Annotated in this window: 12 protein-coding genes; 4 read left to right on the top strand and 8 right to left on the bottom strand. The window is 61.9% G+C overall.

Annotated elements, in window-relative coordinates; all coding sequences use genetic code 11:
* Positions 1–441 precede the first annotated feature (441 nt).
* Both AWB64_RS17335 and AWB64_RS17340 read left to right on the top strand, forming a co-directional pair.
* Positions 442–1,839, top strand: a complete 1,398-nt coding sequence (locus AWB64_RS17335) for a hypothetical protein (protein ID WP_167353925.1) — start codon at positions 442–444, stop codon at positions 1,837–1,839.
* Positions 1,840–1,985: 146 nt separating this feature from the next.
* On the top strand, positions 1,986–3,053 hold the full coding sequence (locus AWB64_RS17340) for a TAXI family TRAP transporter solute-binding subunit (RefSeq protein WP_060856668.1): 1,068 nt from the start codon (positions 1,986–1,988) through the stop codon (positions 3,051–3,053).
* Here the strand turns inward: AWB64_RS17340 and AWB64_RS17345 are convergent, their stop codons facing one another.
* From AWB64_RS17345 to AWB64_RS17365, 5 genes are all read right to left on the bottom strand, one after another.
* On the bottom strand, positions 3,054–5,786 hold the full coding sequence (locus AWB64_RS17345; RefSeq protein WP_060856669.1) for an MGH1-like glycoside hydrolase domain-containing protein: 2,733 nt from the start codon (positions 5,784–5,786) through the stop codon (positions 3,054–3,056).
* 73 nt (positions 5,787–5,859) lie between these two features.
* Positions 5,860–7,791, bottom strand: coding sequence for an amylo-alpha-1,6-glucosidase (locus tag AWB64_RS17350; protein WP_060856670.1), 1,932 nt, complete (start codon positions 7,789–7,791; stop codon positions 5,860–5,862).
* Positions 7,788–8,264, bottom strand: a complete 477-nt coding sequence (locus AWB64_RS17355; RefSeq protein ID WP_060856671.1) for a nuclear transport factor 2 family protein — start codon at positions 8,262–8,264, stop codon at positions 7,788–7,790. Before AWB64_RS17355 ends, AWB64_RS17350 begins: the two co-directional genes overlap by 4 nt.
* Before the next feature lie 44 nt (positions 8,265–8,308).
* Positions 8,309–9,589 (bottom strand): DUF445 domain-containing protein, encoded by a 1,281-nt coding sequence (locus AWB64_RS17360; RefSeq protein WP_060856672.1) that lies wholly within the window; start codon positions 9,587–9,589, stop codon positions 8,309–8,311.
* A gap of 63 nt (positions 9,590–9,652) precedes the next feature.
* A complete protein-coding gene (locus AWB64_RS17365) occupies positions 9,653–10,057 on the bottom strand; it encodes an ACT domain-containing protein (RefSeq protein WP_060856673.1) in 405 nt (134 codons plus the stop codon).
* 91 nt (positions 10,058–10,148) lie between these two features.
* On the opposite strand from AWB64_RS17365, the gene cynS reads away from it, so the two are divergent.
* On the top strand, positions 10,149–10,598 hold the full coding sequence (gene cynS / locus AWB64_RS17370; protein WP_060856674.1) for a cyanase: 450 nt from the start codon (positions 10,149–10,151) through the stop codon (positions 10,596–10,598).
* Here cynS and uvrA read toward each other — a convergent pair.
* The 3 genes from uvrA to AWB64_RS17385 all read right to left on the bottom strand — a co-directional run bounded on the left by uvrA (position 10,592) and on the right by AWB64_RS17385 (position 17,976).
* Positions 10,592–16,429, bottom strand: coding sequence for an excinuclease ABC subunit UvrA (uvrA, locus tag AWB64_RS17375; protein WP_060856675.1), 5,838 nt, complete (start codon positions 16,427–16,429; stop codon positions 10,592–10,594). The genes cynS and uvrA overlap by 7 nt on opposite strands.
* A 157-nt stretch (positions 16,430–16,586) precedes the next feature.
* Entirely contained in the window at positions 16,587–17,048 is a 462-nt protein-coding gene (locus AWB64_RS17380; protein WP_060856751.1) for a RidA family protein, read from the bottom strand.
* Between the two features lie 76 nt (positions 17,049–17,124).
* Positions 17,125–17,976 (bottom strand): IclR family transcriptional regulator, encoded by an 852-nt coding sequence (locus tag AWB64_RS17385; RefSeq protein WP_082850523.1) that lies wholly within the window; start codon positions 17,974–17,976, stop codon positions 17,125–17,127.
* Positions 17,977–18,089: 113 nt separating this feature from the next.
* Here AWB64_RS17385 and AWB64_RS17390 point away from each other — a divergent pair, with 113 nt between their 5' ends.
* A complete protein-coding gene (locus AWB64_RS17390; RefSeq protein WP_060856676.1) occupies positions 18,090–19,289 on the top strand; it encodes an aminotransferase class V-fold PLP-dependent enzyme in 1,200 nt (399 codons plus the stop codon).
* The last annotated feature ends 111 nt before the right edge of the window (positions 19,290–19,400 follow it).

Raw genomic sequence — 19,400 nt, forward strand, 5'->3', positions numbered from 1 at the left:
TGAAAAAAAATCCAGTTTTGACCGCGCACATTTGCGTGCTGCGCAACGCATGGCGTTGCTCCGAGCCGGCGTAATCGGACAGAACCTAGCTCGCTGACGACGAATCCGCAGGTCGCTTTTACATGTCGATGCGCGCCTTGCGCGACAAAGCCAGCACGGGCATTTACCGGCCGTGTTCGCGCGCCAGCCGCGTATGGACGACGTCATGGACGATGTGTTGACGGCATCGCGGAGATGTCACATATTGGTTCCGGCTCGCTTGGCGCATGTCCAGCCTAGGGAGTCCGAAGCAATATCATCGTACGAGCGCCGATTCGTCTGAATTAACCGGACGCGCAAGCGGTATGGACAACCCTTGTGTCCCGGGAGGTTTTTCGCATGGCCCGTCTTTTCTTTCCCTCTTCTGTCAAATCCGCGACGTGCATGCGTTGCGGCAATTCCATGCCAGACGACGCCGAGACATGCCCGCATTGCGGCGCCGATCACGGCGGCGGCTCCATCGTGGCCGGGAAGACCGCAACGTTCTCAAACGGACTGCGCCTGCCGCTCGTGGCGCGCCGGGGATCGCTGGCGGCGCCCTCGCCCTATCCCAGTCTGCCTGAAGAAGCCGAACTCGCCGGGACCGGCGAGCATCGCTGGGACAACTCGAAGAGCATCACGCTTGCCGCTGTCATGTTGGCATTGATCGCCGGTGGCGTGATTTATTCGCAAACTGGCGAGCGTGAAGGCACAAGCACGCCGGCGCCAACCGGTCACAGTGCCTATGGCGCCATCGATATGAAAGCAGCGCAAGGCGCGTCCGCGCCGGAATCGGCGGCTGTAAACCGTTTCGCGGCCGCACCGCCGGCAAAACCGGCAGCGCAGACGCAGACGCCGGCCGCCGCGGCGCCCACGGTCGTAGCCATACCGGCGGCGACCATAGACAATCTGCAGGCCACGCGCGACGCCATGGAACGCGGCGACCTGAGCACCGCCCGCCGCCGTTTCTCCAGGATTCCGGCGGCGCAACTGGGCGCGGGCAACATCCAGCGCACCCAGTCCGAGCTTGCGAGCCTGGAGCACACCCGCGACAGCCTTCTGCAAACAGCGCGCGGTTGCGAGGCAACGGGCTCGTGGATATGCGTGCGCCAGAATGCGCGTGACGTGCTGGCAATCGATGCGAGCAATGTCGAAGCACAAACGCTTGTCGAGCACGCGATCACGCGTTCGGGCTGGCTGAACAAGACGCCGCCCGCGACGGCGCATGCTGCGCCGAAATCAGGTGGAACTACGCCGCTGGCAACGGCGACTTCACCCGCGTTTGTCGCGGGACAACACCCCGGCGCCGCGACGGCATCAATACCCGCGCCTGCGCGAAAAGTTGTGCCGCCGCCTGCCGTGCAATCGCGTCCCATCCCCGTCATGCCCGCCACGGTGACAGCCACTACACAACCGGCGCCGGTCGCCTCGGACTCGACGCGTGTGAGCACGGGATCGCATGCGCCGCTGGCTTCATCCAGATATGTGCCGGCGTCTCAACCAGCGTCCTTGCCTTCAACATCGACATTCATTCCGATGCCCGATGGCCCGGAAGCGGCGACCGTACGCGCTGTGTCACCTGCCGCACCGGCGGCCGTCCGTACACCGTCGGTGGACACCGCAACGTCTCGCACCGCGAATCAGCCCGCGCCCGTCACCGAGTCGACTCCCGTGCGTGCGGCAGTGGTCCAGCCGTCGATACCGTCCACCTCGGCCGCGCCCGTCCGCAACACCACGGATCCCGACGCCGAAGAGCGCGCGATCCTCGAATCCGGCTGGACCAAGGGGCAATCGCAGAAGCCACCTTCTCAATCGCAATAGACCTGAGACGCACGGCATACGAGAAGTACACGATCAAACAAGGAGACCTGGAGGAGACAAAACGGCCGTGCCAGGAGACGCGAGCCACACTGATCAATGCGTGCAATAAACGTAGCCAAACACATTAAAAAGACTCACACGACATCATGCGCAAGACCGTACTCATGCTCGTCGCCCTGCTCGGGCTCTCGGGCTTCGTGGGCAGCGCCCACGCGCAAGCCGATTACAAGATCGTCACCGGACCTGAACGCGGCACCTATATCCAGATCGGCCAGGACCTGGCGAAATGGGTCGCGGATCCCATCAACATGAGCCTGGACGTGCTGGCGTCGAAGGGCTCCGCCGAGAACGTGCAACGCATGCGTTACGAGCCGGGCGTGAAATTCGCGCTCGTGCAATCGGACGTGTACCAGGCCTATCTGGATATGGCGAAAGCCGGCAACGCCGAAGCGGGCAAGATCATTGAGCCGCTGCGCCTCATCATGCCGCTCTATAACGAAGAGATCTACTTCGTGGTCCGTTCCGATTCGCCGATCAACTACATCCACGAGATCAAGGACAAGAACATCAGCGTGGGACTGATCGGAAGCGGCACCGCGCAATCGGCAACCACGCTCTACAAGCTGATGTTCAACCAGCCTATTCCGGAAGCGCAGGCGCAGCACTACAGCAATGAGGACGCGCTCGCCAAGCTGATCGTTCGCAAGCTCGACGTGGCGATCATCGTCGCGGGTCAGCCGGCGAAGCTTTTTCAGGATCTGAATCCGGAGTTGCTGAGCCAGATCAAGCTGCTCAAGCTCGATCCGTCAGTACCCGAGACGGCGCGCGCCGAGCAGACCTATTTTCCGGCGACGATCCGCACGACGAGCTATCCGAACTGGATCAAGGAAGACTCGCCGACACTGACGGTGAAGGCGTTCCTCGTGACCTACGACTACAACCTGCGCGGTACGGTTGGAGCAATGACGCAGTTCGCGGATTCGCTCTGTACTCACTTCGATGAACTGCAAGCCAACGGTCATCCGAAATGGAAGCAAGTGAAGCTGGAACTGCCGCCCTTGAGCCGGGGATGGAAATATTATCCGCCGATAGAAAAGCATTTGCGCGCGTGCATCAAGAAGACCGCATCGGCCAGCACCCCGCCGGTGACACAGCGCGCACCCAGGCGCGCCTGCACCGATGCCGAAAAAGTGCTGATGCTCTGCAACGAGTAACTACTTCGTCACGAGCTCGGCTTCCTGAGGAACAGCCGCGCCGCCAACGGGCATGCTGCCCGCTACGTCGGTCACGCGCGGCTGCAGGAGCAATGCAACCAGCCCGCTCCATCCGGTCTGGTGCGACGCGCCCACGCCGCGCCCCGTGTCGCCGTGAAAATACTCGTGAAACAGCACGAGATCATCCGAACGCGGATCCGCCTGCAATTGCGGGTACGCAGCCATCACCGGACGCCGGCCGTTCTTGTCCTTCAGGAACAGGCGTGTCAGGCGCTTCGCGAGTTCGTCGGCGATTGCGCTCAGCGAAAGCTTTTCGCCCGATCCCGTTGGATATTCCACGCGAAAATCATCGCCGTAATATCGATGAAACTCGTACAGCGATTCGATCAGCAGATAGTTGACCGGCATCCAGACCGGGCCGCGCCAGTTCGAGTTGCCGCCGAACACACGTGAATCCGATTCCGCGGGCAAATACTTCACGCAAAAACGGTCGCCGTTATGCTGCAGCACGAACGGCTCGTCCTGATGCACCCGCGACAACGCGCGCACGCCATAGTCGGAGAGGAATTCGGTTTCATCCAGCATGCGCCTGAGCAGCGCTTTCATGCGATGCCCGCGCAACACCGAAAGCAGCAGGCTATTGCCCTTGCCCGGTTCGTCCCATCGCGACACGAGCTTCGCCAGATCCGGACGATGCTCGAGGAACCATGTGAGGCGATCGCGCAATCCAGGCAAGTGACCGTGCAGATGTTCTTCGAGCACATGCACTGCGAACAACGGAATCAGGCCCACGATAGAGCGAATGCGCATCGGCACGCTGGTGCCGTCGGGAAGTTGCAGCACGTCGTAGAAGAACTCGTCGCGTTCGTCCCAGAGACCGGTTTCGCAGGTATCGCTGCAACTGACGGCTTCGGCTATGTACAGAAAATGCTCGAAGAACTTCACGCCGATATCGACAAAAACGTGATTCGCGACCGCAAGTTCGAGCGCGATGCGCATCAGGTCGAGCGCGTAAGCGGCCATCCACGCGGTGCCATCCGATTGATCGATACGGCCGCCCGTTGGCAGCGGCGCCGACCGGTCGAAGATGCCAATGTTATCCAGCCCGAGAAAACCGCCCTGGAAAATGTTGCGGCCATCGGTGTCCTTGCGGTTCACCCACCACGAGAAGTTCAGCAGCAGCTTGTGGAAAACGAGTTCGAGAAAGTCGCGATCCGTCTTGCCCGTAATGGCGCGATCGATTTCGTAGACACGCCATGTGGCCCATGCGTGGACCGGCGGATTGGCGTCGCCGAAAGCCCATTCGTAAGCAGGCAATTGCCCGTTCGGATGCTGGTAGCGATCCTTGACCAGCAGCAGCAACTGGCGCTTTGCAAACGCAGGATCAATCAGTGCGAACGCTGCTGCATGAAAGGCCAGATCCCACGATGCATACCACGGGTATTCCCATTTGTCGGGCATGGAAACAATGTCCGCGTTGCACAAATGCCGCCAGTCGGCGTCGCGGCCACGCTTGCGGCCAGCGGGTGGCGTAGGCTGCAACGGGTCGCCGTCCATCCAGCGCGTGATATCGAACATATAAAACTGCTTGGACCACAACATGCCCGCAAGCGCCTGACGCTGCACGAGGCGCTGGTCGGCGTCGTCCATTTCGTGCTGCAGGCCAGCGTAGAACGCATCCGCTTCCGCAATGCGGCGGGCGAACAGTGCATCGATATCAAGCGGCTGGCGGTCAGTATCGGCATCGGCTTCGGGACGCCAGCGCAGGGTGATAATCGAGCGGCCATACGCGGGCACTTCAATATGCGCGTGCGCAGCGGCGCGCGTGCCGGCATCGCGGCGAATGGCGTTTTCCTCGCCATGAACGATGTAATCGTTGAAGCCGTCCTTGAACGGTCCCGCGCCTTCTGAGTTGAAAAGACGCCTGACGTTGGTCTCGTTCTCGCAGAACACCCAGTCGACAGTTGCGCCGCGCGCTTGCGCCGTCACGACCATGGGCGCGTGGCCGTTGCAATGCGCGATCACGCGTGTGCCTTTCGCATCGGACTGCAACTTCAGCGATGGCTTCTCCGCGTTTTTCCACGACCATGTGTTGCGCGCCCAGATCTGCGGCAACAGGTCGATGACCGCCGGATGATCCGCGCGGTTCTCGACCGTCACCCGCATCACGATGTCCTCGGGCGTATGCTTTGCATATTCGATGTGGACATCGAAGTACTTGTTGTCCTCGAAGACTCCTGTATCGAGCACTTCATACTCGGGCATGTCCGCGCCGCGCCGGCCGTTTTCCGCAACGAGATCGTCATAGGGAAAAGCCGCGTGCGGATACTTGTACAGCATGCGCATATAGGAATGCGTGGGCGTGCCGTCGACGTAGAAATAAATCTCCTTCACGTCCTCGCCGTGATTGCCCTGCGCGTTCGTCAGACCGAATAAACGCTCTTTCAGGATGGCGTCGCGACCGTTCCACATGGCGAGCGACACGCACCAGTTGAGCTTGTCGTCGCTGAATCCCGCAATGCCGTCCTCGCCCCATCGGTATGCCCGGCTGCGCGCATGATCGTGCGGAAAATAGTCCCAGGCCGTGCCGTTCTCGCTGTAATCCTCGCGCACCGTGCCCCATTGACGCTCGCTGAGATACGGACCCCAGCGTTGCCAGCGCGAACAGTCGGTGGAATGAAGACGCGATCCTTCGATGGTATCGAGCGACTTGGTGGCGCGCAGTGGCGGCATGGTGCGTCCTTTGGTTTTGCGTGACAGTAAGACCGATAATCTAGCGCGTTTCTCGCGGCATCGTCTTTAATCGTCAGGTATCGGTAACAAGCAGGCGTTCAATGCGCATCAGTTCGCCGAGCGACCACGCCTGGAACGGCGTGCCCCCGGGCGTATGCGGCGCATCGGCGTCCGCGACTTCCGAGACATGATCGAGCCCCGCCCGGTGCAAATGATCGTGCAGCGGCTTCAGGAAGCGCTCGCGGGCCTGCGCCTTGCACGCTGCGTCATTGCCGTGCACGCGCAGCCATGCCTCCACGAAGGCCCCAAGCAGCCACGGCCATACGGTGCCCTGATGATAGGCGCCATCGCGTTCGAGCGGCGTGCCGGTGTATCGGCCCTTGTAAGCGGGGTCTTGCGGCGACAAGGTGCGCATGCCCATTGGCGTAAGCAAAAGCTGCTCGCATTGGTCGACGATGGCACGCGCGCTGTCCGGGTTGTCGATCAACGAAAACGGCAAGCCGCCCACCGCAAAAAGCTGGTTCGGCCGAACGGAATGATCGATTTCACCGGATTCGTGGTCGACGTCCACGACGTCGTAAAGCGCGCCGCTGGCGGGGTCGGTGAAACGTTGTTGAAACGCGTGCGTCGCGCGTGTGGCCGCTTCGGTTCTGCGCGGATTCCACGCAGCGGCAACGCGCAATGCATTGATCCACAACGCCTGCACTTCAACCGGCTTGCCGATGCGCGGCGTCACCACCCAGTCGGCCACTTTCGCGTCCATCCACGTCAGTTGGACGCCGGGAACGCCGGCGCGCAGCAGGCCATCTTTGGGATCGGCGGCGATCTGATAACGCGTGCCGCTGGTGTAGCCGTCGAGGATTGCATCCACGGCCTGCCGCAAGCGCTCAACTGTTTTTTCGCCGGCGTGTCCCGTTGCCAGATAGTCGTGAACCGCGATCACGAACCACAACGAGGCATCGACCGAGTTGTATTCCGGCGCGCCGCCGCTGTCGGGAAACCGGTTGGGCAGCATGCCTTCCGAGATCGTGCCGGACCATTCGAGCAGGATCGATTCGGCGTCGCCGAGACGGCCCGACGCAATCAACAAGCCGCGCATTGCGATGAACGTGTCGCGGCCCCAGTCGGTGAACCATGGGAATCCCGCGAGGATGGTGGTGCCTTCGTTTCGCGCCACGACGTAGCTGTCGGCGGAACGTTCAAGCGTGGAGGAAAAAGTCGCGCGGCGCGCTCGCTCGGTCTCCGCAATTTGCGTGGCGGTTGCCTCAGCGCTTGCAGCCGCGCCCTCATTCGCACTCAACACGAGCACCGCATCCCCACGCAATAAATCGAAGGAAAAAACGCCGGGTGTCGCGAGGTCTTCATTGAAATCCATGCCGCGTTCGCGCTCGACCGTGTAGCAGAAGTTGCGATACCAGTCGGGCGCGTGGACATACGATCCATTCGATGCCGCGACCACGGCGGGCACATCGCCATAGGCTTGCCAGCGGATCTGATCGCCACTTTGAACGTAGTCGAAATTGAACGCGGCATTCTCGTGATGCAGCGCATGATAGTCGCGGCCCGACATCAAAGGCCGCACTTTCAACGTCAGCGCGCCGTTATCGAGCCGCCAGCGAAGCACCGTGCGCGCGCTCGCCTTCCCGACAAGAACCTCGGCCGTGAGTGTCTGCGCGTCGCCGATCTGGAAGCGCCATGTGGGCCACGGTTCGGTGTCGAATGAAAGCAGGCTCGCCGATATGTCCGGCCACACCGATCCTTCGCCATAGCGCTGCATGGTAAGCGGAATGCGGGTGTTTCCCGATGCATCTTCCAGCCACGCTTCCACGCCGTTCACGAGCACCATGCGTCCCGTGGGCGGTTGCGTGGCGCTTAGCAACAACGCGTGGTATCGGCGGGTGCGCTCGGTGCTCGCCGTCCCGGAAGCGAAGCCGCCGAACCCTTCGGCTTCGAGCCATTCGTCGTTGAGACGTCCTTCGCGAGCGGGAGAATCGATGCGCGTCATGTCTTCGGTTGCTGCCGGTATGTTCTGAGACCCTTCGCCGCCTGCGCCCGAATCCTGTTTTGCACGAGCGACGTCCACCCAAGCAGCAAACCCTTCAATCCCAGCGCCTGACGGCTCCAGGCCCAGAGATCGAAGCTGTCGTGATGTTCGACAATCAGGCCGTCGCGAATCACGAAGCGCGCGTTGATGCGGTTCACGACCATGCGGCCGGTCTGAGAAAAGCGATAGGTCGCGACCCAGTTCGCCGTCGCCGTCTGCCCGATGGTTTTGATGTCGCCGAAGGTCAGCGAAAACTCGGCTGCCCGCGCGAGCAGCATGCGCCACATGTCGGAGGCTTCTCGGCCGCGCAGCATGCCGAACACGGGATCGCTGAATTCGATGTCGGGCGCGTAGCAAGCGGCCATCGCTTCAGCGTCGCAACGCTGGAAGGCTTCATAGAAACGCTGGATCAAGGCGGCGTTCGGGTCCGTCATGTTCGGTCTCGTCAAGGAGAATCAGAGCACTGCTGGTCGAAAGCTTAAACCATCAACATGGACACGGCGTGGATGATCAGGCCAACCAAGCCGCCGACCAGCGTGCCGTTCACGCGGATGAACTGCAGGTCGCGGCCCACGCTCAGTTCCACGTCGCGCACGAGCGTGGCGTCATCCCAGTTGCGTACGGTCGCAGCAATATGCCTGGCAATACCCTCGCGCAGTTCCGGCGCGAGCGAACGAAGCGCGTCGCGCATATGCTCGTTGATCGATTCGCGCAGCGCGGGATCGTCGCTCAACGCTGACGCAAACGACGAAGCCGCGCCCGTCACCTTCCTGTTCAGGGTGGAATCAGGTTGGGAAAGATCGCGGCGCAGCCAGTCCTTGAATTCGTCCCACAGGCCATTTACGTAGGTGCGCAATTCCGGACGTTCGAGCCATTCGCGCTTGTGCTGATCGATACGCTCGCGAAACGCCGGGTCCGATTTCAGCCTCTCTATAAACCCTTCCACCGAGCGGTCAAACGCCTTGCGTCGCTCGTGTTCCGGGTCGTCGCTGATGTCATGCAGCCATTTGTTCGCGCCACGCACCAAGCCGCCGGCAAACTTGTTGCCGAGGTCTTCGGCGCTCAGGCCCACAAAGCCCAGCATGCCGATCAGTTTCGGATATTCCTCACCGGCCACTTCAATGATCTTCCCGGCGAGAATGCCCTGCACTTCTTCGCGGTCAAGCCATTGCGCGAGTTCGCGCAGGCCTTCGTCGAGCAGCATCTGATGGCGGCGATCCGCCGTCATGGTCGACAGCAAAGCGCCGACCGCGCCCGCCAGATCGAACTGTCCGGCGCGACGGCGCAGTGCTTCGTGGAGCATCGACTTGACGCGTTCGTCGTCGATGAACTCAAGCATCTGGCTTGCCGCCGCGACCGCCTTCTTGCCCAGCAGCGCCGCGTTTGCCGGTTCGGCAAGCCATACGGCGAGACGGCCCGCGGGATCGAAGGTGTTCACGCGGGCGACCAGCGCGTCGGTGCCGAGGAATTTATCCCGGACGAATTCCGCGAGGTTGTCCGCGACGCGGGCCTTGTTCGCCGGAAGAATGGCCGTGTGCGGGATCGGCAAACCGAGCGGATGACGAAACAGCGCAACGACCGCGAACCAGTCGGCCAGCGCGCCGACCATGGCCGCTTCGGCAAAAGCCGCGACCCATGCCCAGGCGCCCGCCTCGTGCTGGCTTCTCGCGAGCACGAACAGCGCGGCCGCCGCCAGCAACAGGCCGGTGGCGAACCATTTCATTTTCTTCAATGCGACTGCTTTGTCCTGCGTTGCCATTGCGGTTCGATGGTGATGTTCAGTGGAATAAGGGCGCCAGCATACCAGCGCAAAGGCGATATCTCACAGCCCGTCGCGTTGAAGTTGCCGCAACGCGGCCATCGCGGCATTGGCCGACTCGACAGGCACGAACACGTGATCGTGATACGCCGCCGCGACCACGTTGCAACAGACATTCGCCTTTCCGAGCGCGGTCGCGAACGCCGCCGTCAGCCCGACCGCCTGGAGATCCGAGTGCACGGTCAACGTGATCCAGGCCGCGCGGAACAGCGGTTCGAACCCCGCCTTCAACGCCTCGGCTTCCTCCACGATGACCGTCAGGCCTTCGCGCTCGCGAAAGGTCGCGACCGGCGTCAGGCCGGATAAATCGATGTCGAACGGCACGCTCGCATACACATAGACGCCCGGCTGCAATTCCGGCGACATCGATGCAAGCAATGTGTTGAGATCGCTGACCGGCTTCGACATGACTTGAACCTCCCGCAGTATTTTTGTCCGCCAGCCGGCCGCGCGATTGATCGATACACTCGCTTCAGGCAACCCTCGAGGAGTGACAGACATGATTTCCGATCGCAGCGAAGTGACTCGCATGATTCTCGCCGCCAAGGTGAGCAAAGGGCTGAAATGGGCCGACGTGGCGGAGAAAGTCGGCTTGAGCAAGGAATGGGTGACGGCCGGCTGCCTGGGGCAGATGACCTTTTCCAAGGCGCAGGCCGAAGTCGTCGGCGCATGCTTCGATCTCTCCGACGAAGCCGTCGCCTGGTTGCAGATTGTGCCCTATAAAGGCTCGCTGCCAACCGCCGTTCCGACCGACCCGCTGATCTACCGATGGTACGAGATCGTGAACGTCTACGGGACGACGATCAAGGAACTGATCCACGAGGAATTCGGCGATGGAATCATGAGCGCCATCGACTTCTCGATGGACATCCAGCGCGAACCCGATCCCAAGGGGGACCGGGTCAACGTGGTTTTATCGGGCAAGTTCCTGCCCTACAAAAGTTACTGAACTTCCTCGGCCGGAACTGCCGTGCCACGCTCCAGAACCGGCCGCAGCGCCGCGCCGGTGTGGCTGCGCGGATTCCTGGACAGCGTCTCGGGATCGGTCGATGCCACGATCGATCCACCTTCCGTGCCGCCTTCCGGTCCCAGATCGATGACCCAGTCGGCCTCGGCGATCACGTCCAGATCGTGCTCGATCACAACCACCGAATGGCCGCCGTCCACCAGCCTGTGAAGCACGCGAATCAGCTTTGCAACGTCGGCCATGTGCAGCCCGACGGTGGGCTCATCGAGCACGTACAACGTGTGCGGCGCTTTCTGCCCACGGCGGCCGATGTCGTCCCGCACCTTCGACAATTCCGTCACCAGCTTGATCCGCTGCGCCTCGCCGCCCGACAACGTAGGCGACGGCTGGCCAAGCGTCAGATAGCCCAGCCCGACATCCTTCATCAGTTGCAGCGGATGCGCGATGCTCTGCATTGCCGAGAAGAACTCGACGGCTTCGTCGATCTCCATGGTCAGGACTTCGCCGATGTTCTTCCCGCGCCACGTCACCGCCAGCGTCTCGGGATTGAAGCGCTGTCCGTGGCAGACGTCGCACGGCACTTTCACGTCCGGCAGGAAACTCATCGCGATGGTGCGCACGCCCTGGCCCTCGCAGGCCGGGCAGCGTCCTTCGCCGGTATTGAACGAGAAACGCGACGGCGTGTAGCCGCGCGCGCGCGATTCGAGCGTGTCGGCGAACAGCTTGCGGATGGTGTCCCACATGCCGATGTAAGTAGCCGGGCACGAACGCGGCGTCTTGCCGATCGGCGTCTGGTCGACTTCGAGCACCCGGTCGATGGTCTCGAAGCCGGTCACTTCCGTGCAACCTTGCCAACGATGCGTGACATCGAATTTCGGACGCGGCGCTTCACGCGACAACACGCTCGAACGGTTGCGCGCCGGCATATCGGCCTGCGCGGTCTTGCGGGCGCGGCGGGTAGCCGGCGACGACAACACCGAGCGCCCGACGGCATCGAGCAGATTGGTCATCAGCACGTCGCGAGCGAGCGTCGACTTGCCGGAACCGCTCACGCCGGTGATGGCGATCAGGCGTCCGAGCGGCATGCTCGCGGTGACGTTGCGCAGATTGTGCAACGTCGCGCCATGCACCGTGAGCCAGTTTTCCGGCGTGGCGGCGCGTTTTGCGGTTGCCGTCTTTACGTCGCGTCGCGGCTGCAGCGGATGCTGGATCGGGTTCGCCAGATATTGGCCCGTGAGCGAATCAGGCTGCGCCGACAGGTCGGCGACCACGCCTTGCGCCACGACCGTGCCGCCGCGCTTGCCCGCACCCGGACCAATGTCGATGATGTGATCCGCGCGGCGAATAGTGTCCTCGTCATGCTCCACGACAACCAGCGTATTGCCCTTGTCGCCGAGCTTCTTGAGCGCGTCGAGCAGAATCTTGTTGTCGCGCGGATGCAGTCCGATCGTCGGTTCATCGAGCACGTAGCACACGCCCTGCAGGTTGCTCCCGAGCTGCGCCGCGAGACGGATGCGCTGCGCTTCGCCGCCGGACAGCGTGGGCGCCGCGCGGTCGAGGCTCAAATAACCGAGGCCAACTTCTTCGAGGAATTGCAGGCGTCCTTCGATTTCGCTGACAACGTCGCGCGCAATATCCGCATCGCGCCCCTTGAGCTTCAGTTTGTTGACCCAGCCGCGCGTGGCGCTGACCGTCCATCGGCCGACTTCCGTGATCGGCTGATTACCGAACGTCACCGCGCGCGCGACTTCGTTCAGGCGCGTGCCTTCGCAATCCGGGCACGGCTGGTCGCCGACGTCATCGGGCTCCTGTTGCGCCGATGGAATCGTCTGTTCCCGGCCGCGAACGTCTTCGGACAGCAAGGTGTCGTCATACGCCTCGCGCTGCTCGCGCGTGAGCTTGACGCCAGTTCCCACGCATGTATGGCACCAGCCATGCTTGCTGTTGTACGAGAACATGCGCGGATCGAGTTCCGGGTAGCTCGTGCCGCACACCGGGCATGCGCGCTTGGTCGAGAACACGCGGATTTCACCGACGTGCTTCGTGCCCTTCTTGCCGCCATTGAGCGCGCCATGCAGGTCGTCGAGCGGCGCGAGCAGATGCATCACGCCCTTGCCGAGTTCGAGCGTGTCCTCGAGCATCTTCCTGAGCGATGCTTCGTCGTTCACGCTGACAATCAGGTCGCCAACCGGCAACTCGATGGTGTGCTCCCTGAACCGGTCGATCTTCGGCCACGGGTCGACCGGCAGGAACTCGCCATCCACGCGCAAGTGCGTATGGCCGCGGGTTTTTGCCCATTTTGCGAGGTCTGTATAGATTCCCTTGCGGTTCACGACAAGCGGCGCAAGCAAGCCGATATGCTGGCCCTTGAAGTCACGCAGGATCTGCGCGACGATCGATTCAGCGCTTTGCGCCGTGACCGGCGCGCCGTCGTGAATGCAATGCTGAATGCCGAGCTTCACATACAGAAGCCGCAGGAAATGCCAGACTTCCGACGTGGTGGCGACCGTGCTCTTGCGCCCGCCACGCGATAAACGCTGCTCGATGGCAACGGTCGGCGGAATGCCGTAGACGGCATCGACTTCGGGCCGTCCCGCCGGCTGCACAATGGAACGCGCATACGCGTTGAGCGATTCCAGATAACGGCGCTGCCCTTCGTGGAAGAGGATATCGAAGGCGAGCGTGGACTTGCCCGAACCCGATACGCCCGTAATCACGTTGAACTTGCCGTGCGGGATATCCACATCGAGCGACTTCAGATTGTGTTCACGTGCATTGACAATACGCACCACGTCCTCGCCCTGCAACGCGCGCCGCGCGGCAGCAACTTCAGCCGCGAGTTGTAACGGTACGCCAGAAGCGCGCTTTTGCGCGGCGCCTGGCGCCATTGCTTCTTCATAATCGAGCAGAGCCTTGCCGGTATGCGATTGTTCGCATGCCGAAACATCGTCCGGCGTGCCGACGCAAACCACCAGGCCGCCGGCGTCGCCGCCTTCTGGACCCAGGTCGATGATCCAGTCGGCGGCGCGGATCACATCGAGATTGTGCTCGATCACGATCAGCGAATGGCCACGCTCGAGCAGCCGTCTCAACGCCTGCATCAGCTTGGCGATATCGTCGAAATGCAGACCGGTCGTCGGTTCGTCGAACATGAACAGGCGCCCCGGCTTGTTGCCGCTCGCCTGCGCCGTTTCCGCGAGGAATCCCGCTAATTTAAGGCGTTGCGCTTCGCCGCCCGAGAGCGTGGGGACGGGTTGCCCAAGCTTCACGTATTCGAGTCCAACGTCCACAATGGGCTGCAACACGCGCAGCACTTCCTTGTCCTGCGCAAAGCACGCAACGGCTTCGCTCACAGTCAGGTCGAGCACGTCGGCGACGCTCAGCGAGCGTCCATCGCGCTCGATCTGCACATCCAGGATTTCCGCCCGATACCGCCGGCCATCGCAATCCGGGCAACGCAAGTAGACGTCGCTCAGGAACTGCATCTCGACGTGCTCGAAGCCCGACCCGCCGCAAGTCGGACAGCGTCCGTCGCCGGAGTTGAAACTGAACATGCCCGCGCTGTAGCCGCGCTGCGCTGCCAGCGGCGCCTTTGCGAACAGCTTGCGGATTTCATCGAATGCGCCAACGTAGCTTGCCGGATTCGAACGCGCCGTGCGTCCAATAGGCGATTGATCCACGAAGATGACTTCGCTCAGCGCGTCGGCACCCTGCAACGCGCGGAACGCACCCGGCGTTTCCGTCGCCTTGCCGAAATGGCGCAGCAAGGCCGGTGCGAGCACGTCCTGAATCAGCGTCGATTTACCCGAGCCCGATACGCCCGTCACGCATACCAGACGCTGCAACGGAATCTCGACCGTGACGTCGCGCAAGTTGTGCTCCGTCGCGCCTTCGAGCACGAGCCGCGGCGTCTTTGCATCGACCGCGCGGCGCTGCCAGTTCGACGCGTGCGCCACGTGCTTGCGGCCGCCGAGATACGCGCCGGTGAGTGTTTCGCTGTGTTCGATGTCGTTCGGCGAACCGTCATAGACAATCGAGCCGCCGCGTTCGCCCGGTCCCGGACCCATGTCGATAAGACGATCCGCCGCGAGCATCACCGACGGATCGTGCTCCACGACCACGAGCGTATTGCCCGCGTCGCGCAACCGGTGCATGGCCTCCACAATGCGGTTCAGATCGCGCGGATGCAGGCCGATACTCGGTTCATCGAGCACGAACAGCGTGTTCACGAGCGACGTGCCAAGCGCGGTGGTCAGGTTGATCCGCTGCACTTCGCCGCCCGAAAGCGTTCTGCTCTGACGATCCAGCGTGAGATAACCCAGGCCGACATCGCAGAGATATTTCAGTCGCGTGCGGACTTCGTTGTGCAGCAGCTTGAGCGCGTCGTCGAGCAAGGTGCTCGGCAATGTGAGCGAATCGAAGAACCGTCGAATCCGGTCGATAGGCATCAGCATCAGGTCATGCAGCGTCAGCCCGGGCAGCGCTTCCAGTTGCGGACGCGTCCATTCCACGCCGGCCGGAAGGAAACGGTCAGCCGGATTCAGCACGGCGTCAGCCTGCTCCTTCGTGCCGAGACGCCATAGCAGCGCTTCGGTTTTCAGCCGCGCGCCTTCGCACACCGGACACTTCGTATAGCTGCGATATTTCGACAGCAATACGCGGATGTGCATCTTGTAAGCCTTCGACTCGAGATAATCGAAGAAACGCTGCACGCCGTACCACTGGTTCTGCCACTTGCCCGTCCAGTCCGGCGAGCCGTTGATGACCCAGTCGCGCTCCTTCTGCGTCAGTTCACTCCATGGCACCCCAAGGCGAATACCCGCCTTCGCGCCATAGCGCAACAAGTCGTCCTGGTTTTCCTGCCATGCGGGTGTCTGCAACGTCTTGATCGCGCCACCGCGCAGGGTCTTGCGCTCGTCGGGAATCACAAGGCCGAGATCCACGCCGATCACGCGGCCAAAACCACGGCACGTTTCGCACGCGCCGTACGCCGAGTTGAATGAGAACAATGCGGGTTGTGGATCGGCGTAGCGAATATCGCTCTCCGGGCTGTGCAGGCCCGTTGAAAAACGCCACGTCGGAACGTCCGCTTTTTCAGGCGCTTCTTCGCCCGATTCCGGCAGCACATAAACGTTCACGCGCCCCGTGCCGCGCAGCAACGCACCTTCGATGGCCTCGAGCGCTCGCGAGCGTTCCGTGTTCTGCAAACGGAACCGGTCGGCGACGACGTCGAGCATCTGCCGTCCGTCCTGATGCCGTTTCGCCTGCACGCGCGTATAGCCGCTTGCGGAAAGCCACTGCGCGACTTCTTCGTCGCTCGCGGATTCCGGCAGCTCAACGGGGAAGGTAATCGCAATACGCGGGTCGTTCGCCTTCGTGCGCTCCAGCAATTCCACGTAGATGGTTTCGGGCGTGTCATGCCGGACCTGATGCGAGGTCTTTTTATCGAAGAGTTCGGCGGCGCGTGCGTAGAACAGCTTGAGGTGATCGTTCAACTCGGTCATTGTGCCGACCGTCGAGCGCGAACTGCGCACCGGATTCGTCTGGTCGATGGCAATGGCCGGCGGCACGCCATCCACGCGGTCGACCTGCGGACGATCCATCCGGTCCAGGAATTGCCGCGCATACGCGCTGAAAGTCTCGACGTAGCGGCGCTGGCCTTCGGCGTAGAGGGTATCGAAAACGAGGCTCGATTTACCGGAGCCCGAAGGACCGGTCACCACGGTCATCTGGCCCGTGTACAGGTCCAGGTCGATGTTCTTGAGATTGTGCTGGCGAGCGCCGCGAATGCGGATTGCGTTGTTGGATGCCAATTTTTCCTAACCGGTTCAATGAGTTAGATCGTCCACCCGTGCGCCCTTCAACAATCCGGCTCGCTTGACAGCCGCCATGACAAGGCATGCATGGGTGAGATAACCGCAGATGAAGTCGATACTGTACACCCATACAGTGCTTTCAGCAGACGACGGCCTAATCGCGAACCGCGACAATGGCTTCAATCTCCACCGTGATATTTCCCGGCAAGGATCCAACGCCGACAGCTGAACGCGAATGCCGCCCAGCCTCGCCGAATACGTCGATGAAAAGATCCGAGCAGCCATTGATCACGCGCGGATGGTCGGCGAAATCCGGCGTTGCGTTGACCATGCCGAGCAGCTTCACGATGCGCGTCACGCGGCCGAGATCGCCCAGTTCCGCATGCAGCACGGAGAGCAGATTGAGGCCAACAAGCTGCGCGTGGTTGTACGCTTCGTCGGTGGAGACGTCATTGCCGACCTTGCCCTTCATCAAACGGCCGGAGTCGTCGAGCGGCCCTTGCCCGGACAAGAACAGCAGGTTGCCTTCGCGTGTGCAATGAGTGAAGTTGCCTATCGGCGCGGGCACGTCCTGAAGCTTCAATCCGCGAGCCCGCAGTCGGTCGTAGCAGTTCATCTCAGTCGAAAATACCATGTTGCGTCAGTTCTCTTTCAGTGGGGAAGACAAGGGAAAAAAGCCGGACCGCCGGCGTTCAAGCCACGGATTCCGATGCACGGCGATGCCAGCCGAGGCGCGTTTCTATGCGTGCGGCGACGACCTTCAGTTCATCGCCGAATTGTTCAGTACTCTGAAGCGCTTTCGCCTCGGGCATCACAATCGAAATGGTGAAAACGCAGTCGCCAGCCTGATCGAGGACGGGCGCAGCGAGGCACGCAACCGATGCATCCGATTCGCCGATCTGGATGGACAAGCGCGCATCCAGCGCTTCGCGGGCCATGCGTGCGAGTACATCGGGCCTCGTTTCGGCGCGCGCGGTAGGCGACGATTTCGCATGCCGCGCGAAATACGCAACACGTTCGGCATCCGGCAAATGCCCCACGAGCAATCGCCCGGATGCTGTCCAATTGAGCGGCACGCGGCTTCCCACACGCGACGTCACGCGAAAATGTCCCGGTCCTTCCGCCATTTGCAGCACGACCATCATTCCCTCTTCGAGCCCGCAGACCTGCACGGTTTCACCAACCTGCGCCGAGAGGCGGTTCATTTCCTCGTGCGCGACCGCGAGGTAATCGAGCGAACTGGCATACGTCAAACCATAACCATACAAGCGCGAGCCCAGCCAGATGGCGCCATCGGGCGTACGTGCAAGCAGGTTCTTCTCGACCAGGTCATTGATGATGGAATACACAGTGGAAAGCGGTGCGCCGACACTGCGCGCGATTTCATACGCAGTGGTCGGCCGGCCGGCTTCCTGCAAGGCGTCGAGGATCTGCACCGCGCGGTCGATCGCACTGGTGCGAGTACGCGGCGCGGCGACATCCTGACTGGTTCGCGCCACGTTCGCGTCAGGTTCCTGCACGGGATCACGGGGCTTGCGAGTCATTGCACTCCTCAGGGCTGATTGTTTTTGTCTAGTTGACGCAGGGAAATCGTATGCTAATCTAATACACAATTACAACATATGTTCCATAATAAAGGAACATCAGGAGCCGCACGATGGATTTTTATTCTCGCCTAGGCCTGCGCCCCGTCATCAATGTGAACGGCACGATGACGAGTCTTGGCGCGTCCATCGTGGCGCCGCCGGTGATTGAAGCCGTGGCTTCGATCCTGCCGCAGTTCGTCGAGATCGACGACTTGCAGCGCAAGGCGTCGGCCGCAATCGCTCGAGCTTGCGGCAGCGAAGGCGGCTACGTCACGGCGTCGTGTTCGGCAGCGATCACCCTCGGCATCGCCGCGACCATGACGGGCGACGACGCCGGCCTGATCGAACGCCTGCCGGATACCAGCGGCATGCGTAACGAAGTTGTCATCCAGACGGGTCATCTCGTCAATTATGGCGCACCCATCGACCAGGCGATCCGCCTCGCCGGCGCGCGCGTTGTGCCGGTGGGCGCCGCGACCGAAGCGCATGGCTATCAACTGGCGTCCACCATCACCGAACGCACGACCGCGGCGCTATACGTGGTCTCGCATCACACGGTGCAGTTCGGGCTGATCCAGGTCGAGGAATTCATTGCCGAAGCGCATGCCAGGGGCGTGCCGGTCATTGTCGATGCAGCCTCCGAATACGACCTCACGCGTTTCATTGCAGCCGGCGCCGATCTCGTGCTGTATTCGGCGCACAAGTTTCTTGGCGGCTTGACGGCCGGGATCGTGGCGGGCCGGAAAACACTCGTGCGTGCCGCGTATTTCCAGAATGGCGGCATCGGGCGGGGCATGAAAGTCGGCAAGGAAGGCATCGCGGGAGCGATCGCCGCGCTCGAACAATGGCAGCACCGCGATCATGCGGCGGCACGCGCACGCGAGCGCGGCTATCTGGACCTGTGGATCGCCGGACTGAGCGGCCGTCCGGGCATACGTGCAGAAACCGATGCCGATCCGACCGGCAATCCGCTCGATCGCCTGAAGCTTTCCATCGATCCACGCAATGCGCGTATCAGCGCGTGGGATCTCGCCGACGCGCTCTCGCATCCTCCGGCGGGCAGCATGCCCGTGATCGTTCGTGACCACGAAGCCGAACTGAACTTCTTTTTCATCGATCCGTGCAATTTGCATCCCGGTCAGGAACATGTTGTTCTTGAGCGCCTGCTCGCGGAACTCGAGCGCGCGCAACGCGCGCCGGAACCGTTGATTACGCCGTTTTATCAGCGCGATGCGCGACGTCTTTCGGGCCGCCGCAACTGGCCTGACTGAGCTTTTCCTGCACGACTTTTCTTGTATGACCGCTTCGCCGGAGTAATTTCCGGCGTTGCTTCGCCCTGCATGTTTAGTAATCCCTATGCCCGTTGAAGACAATAAAAATTC

The organism is Caballeronia sordidicola (assembly GCF_001544455.2).
In the GTDB taxonomy this organism is placed as follows: Bacteria; Pseudomonadota; Gammaproteobacteria; order Burkholderiales; family Burkholderiaceae; genus Caballeronia; species Caballeronia sordidicola.

What these genes read in the sequence shown, in the direction of transcription:
- AWB64_RS17335 (WP_167353925.1), top strand. Translation starts at nt 442, where the DNA reads ATGCCAGACGACGCCGAGACATGCCCGCATTGCGGCGCCGATCACGGC.
- AWB64_RS17340 (WP_060856668.1), top strand. Translation starts at nt 1,986, where the DNA reads ATGCGCAAGACCGTACTCATGCTCGTCGCCCTGCTCGGGCTCTCGGGC.
- AWB64_RS17345 (WP_060856669.1), bottom strand. Translation starts at nt 5,786, where the DNA reads ATGCCGCCACTGCGCGCCACCAAGTCGCTCGATACCATCGAAGGATCG.
- AWB64_RS17350 (WP_060856670.1), bottom strand. Translation starts at nt 7,791, where the DNA reads ATGACGCGCATCGATTCTCCCGCTCGCGAAGGACGTCTCAACGACGAA.
- AWB64_RS17355 (WP_060856671.1), bottom strand. Translation starts at nt 8,264, where the DNA reads ATGACGGACCCGAACGCCGCCTTGATCCAGCGTTTCTATGAAGCCTTC.
- AWB64_RS17360 (WP_060856672.1), bottom strand. Translation starts at nt 9,589, where the DNA reads ATGGCAACGCAGGACAAAGCAGTCGCATTGAAGAAAATGAAATGGTTC.
- AWB64_RS17365 (WP_060856673.1), bottom strand. Translation starts at nt 10,057, where the DNA reads ATGTCGAAGCCGGTCAGCGATCTCAACACATTGCTTGCATCGATGTCG.
- cynS (WP_060856674.1), top strand. Translation starts at nt 10,149, where the DNA reads ATGATTTCCGATCGCAGCGAAGTGACTCGCATGATTCTCGCCGCCAAG.
- AWB64_RS17380 (WP_060856751.1), bottom strand. Translation starts at nt 17,048, where the DNA reads ATGAACTGCTACGACCGACTGCGGGCTCGCGGATTGAAGCTTCAGGAC.
- AWB64_RS17385 (WP_082850523.1), bottom strand. Translation starts at nt 17,976, where the DNA reads ATGACTCGCAAGCCCCGTGATCCCGTGCAGGAACCTGACGCGAACGTG.
- AWB64_RS17390 (WP_060856676.1), top strand. Translation starts at nt 18,090, where the DNA reads ATGGATTTTTATTCTCGCCTAGGCCTGCGCCCCGTCATCAATGTGAAC.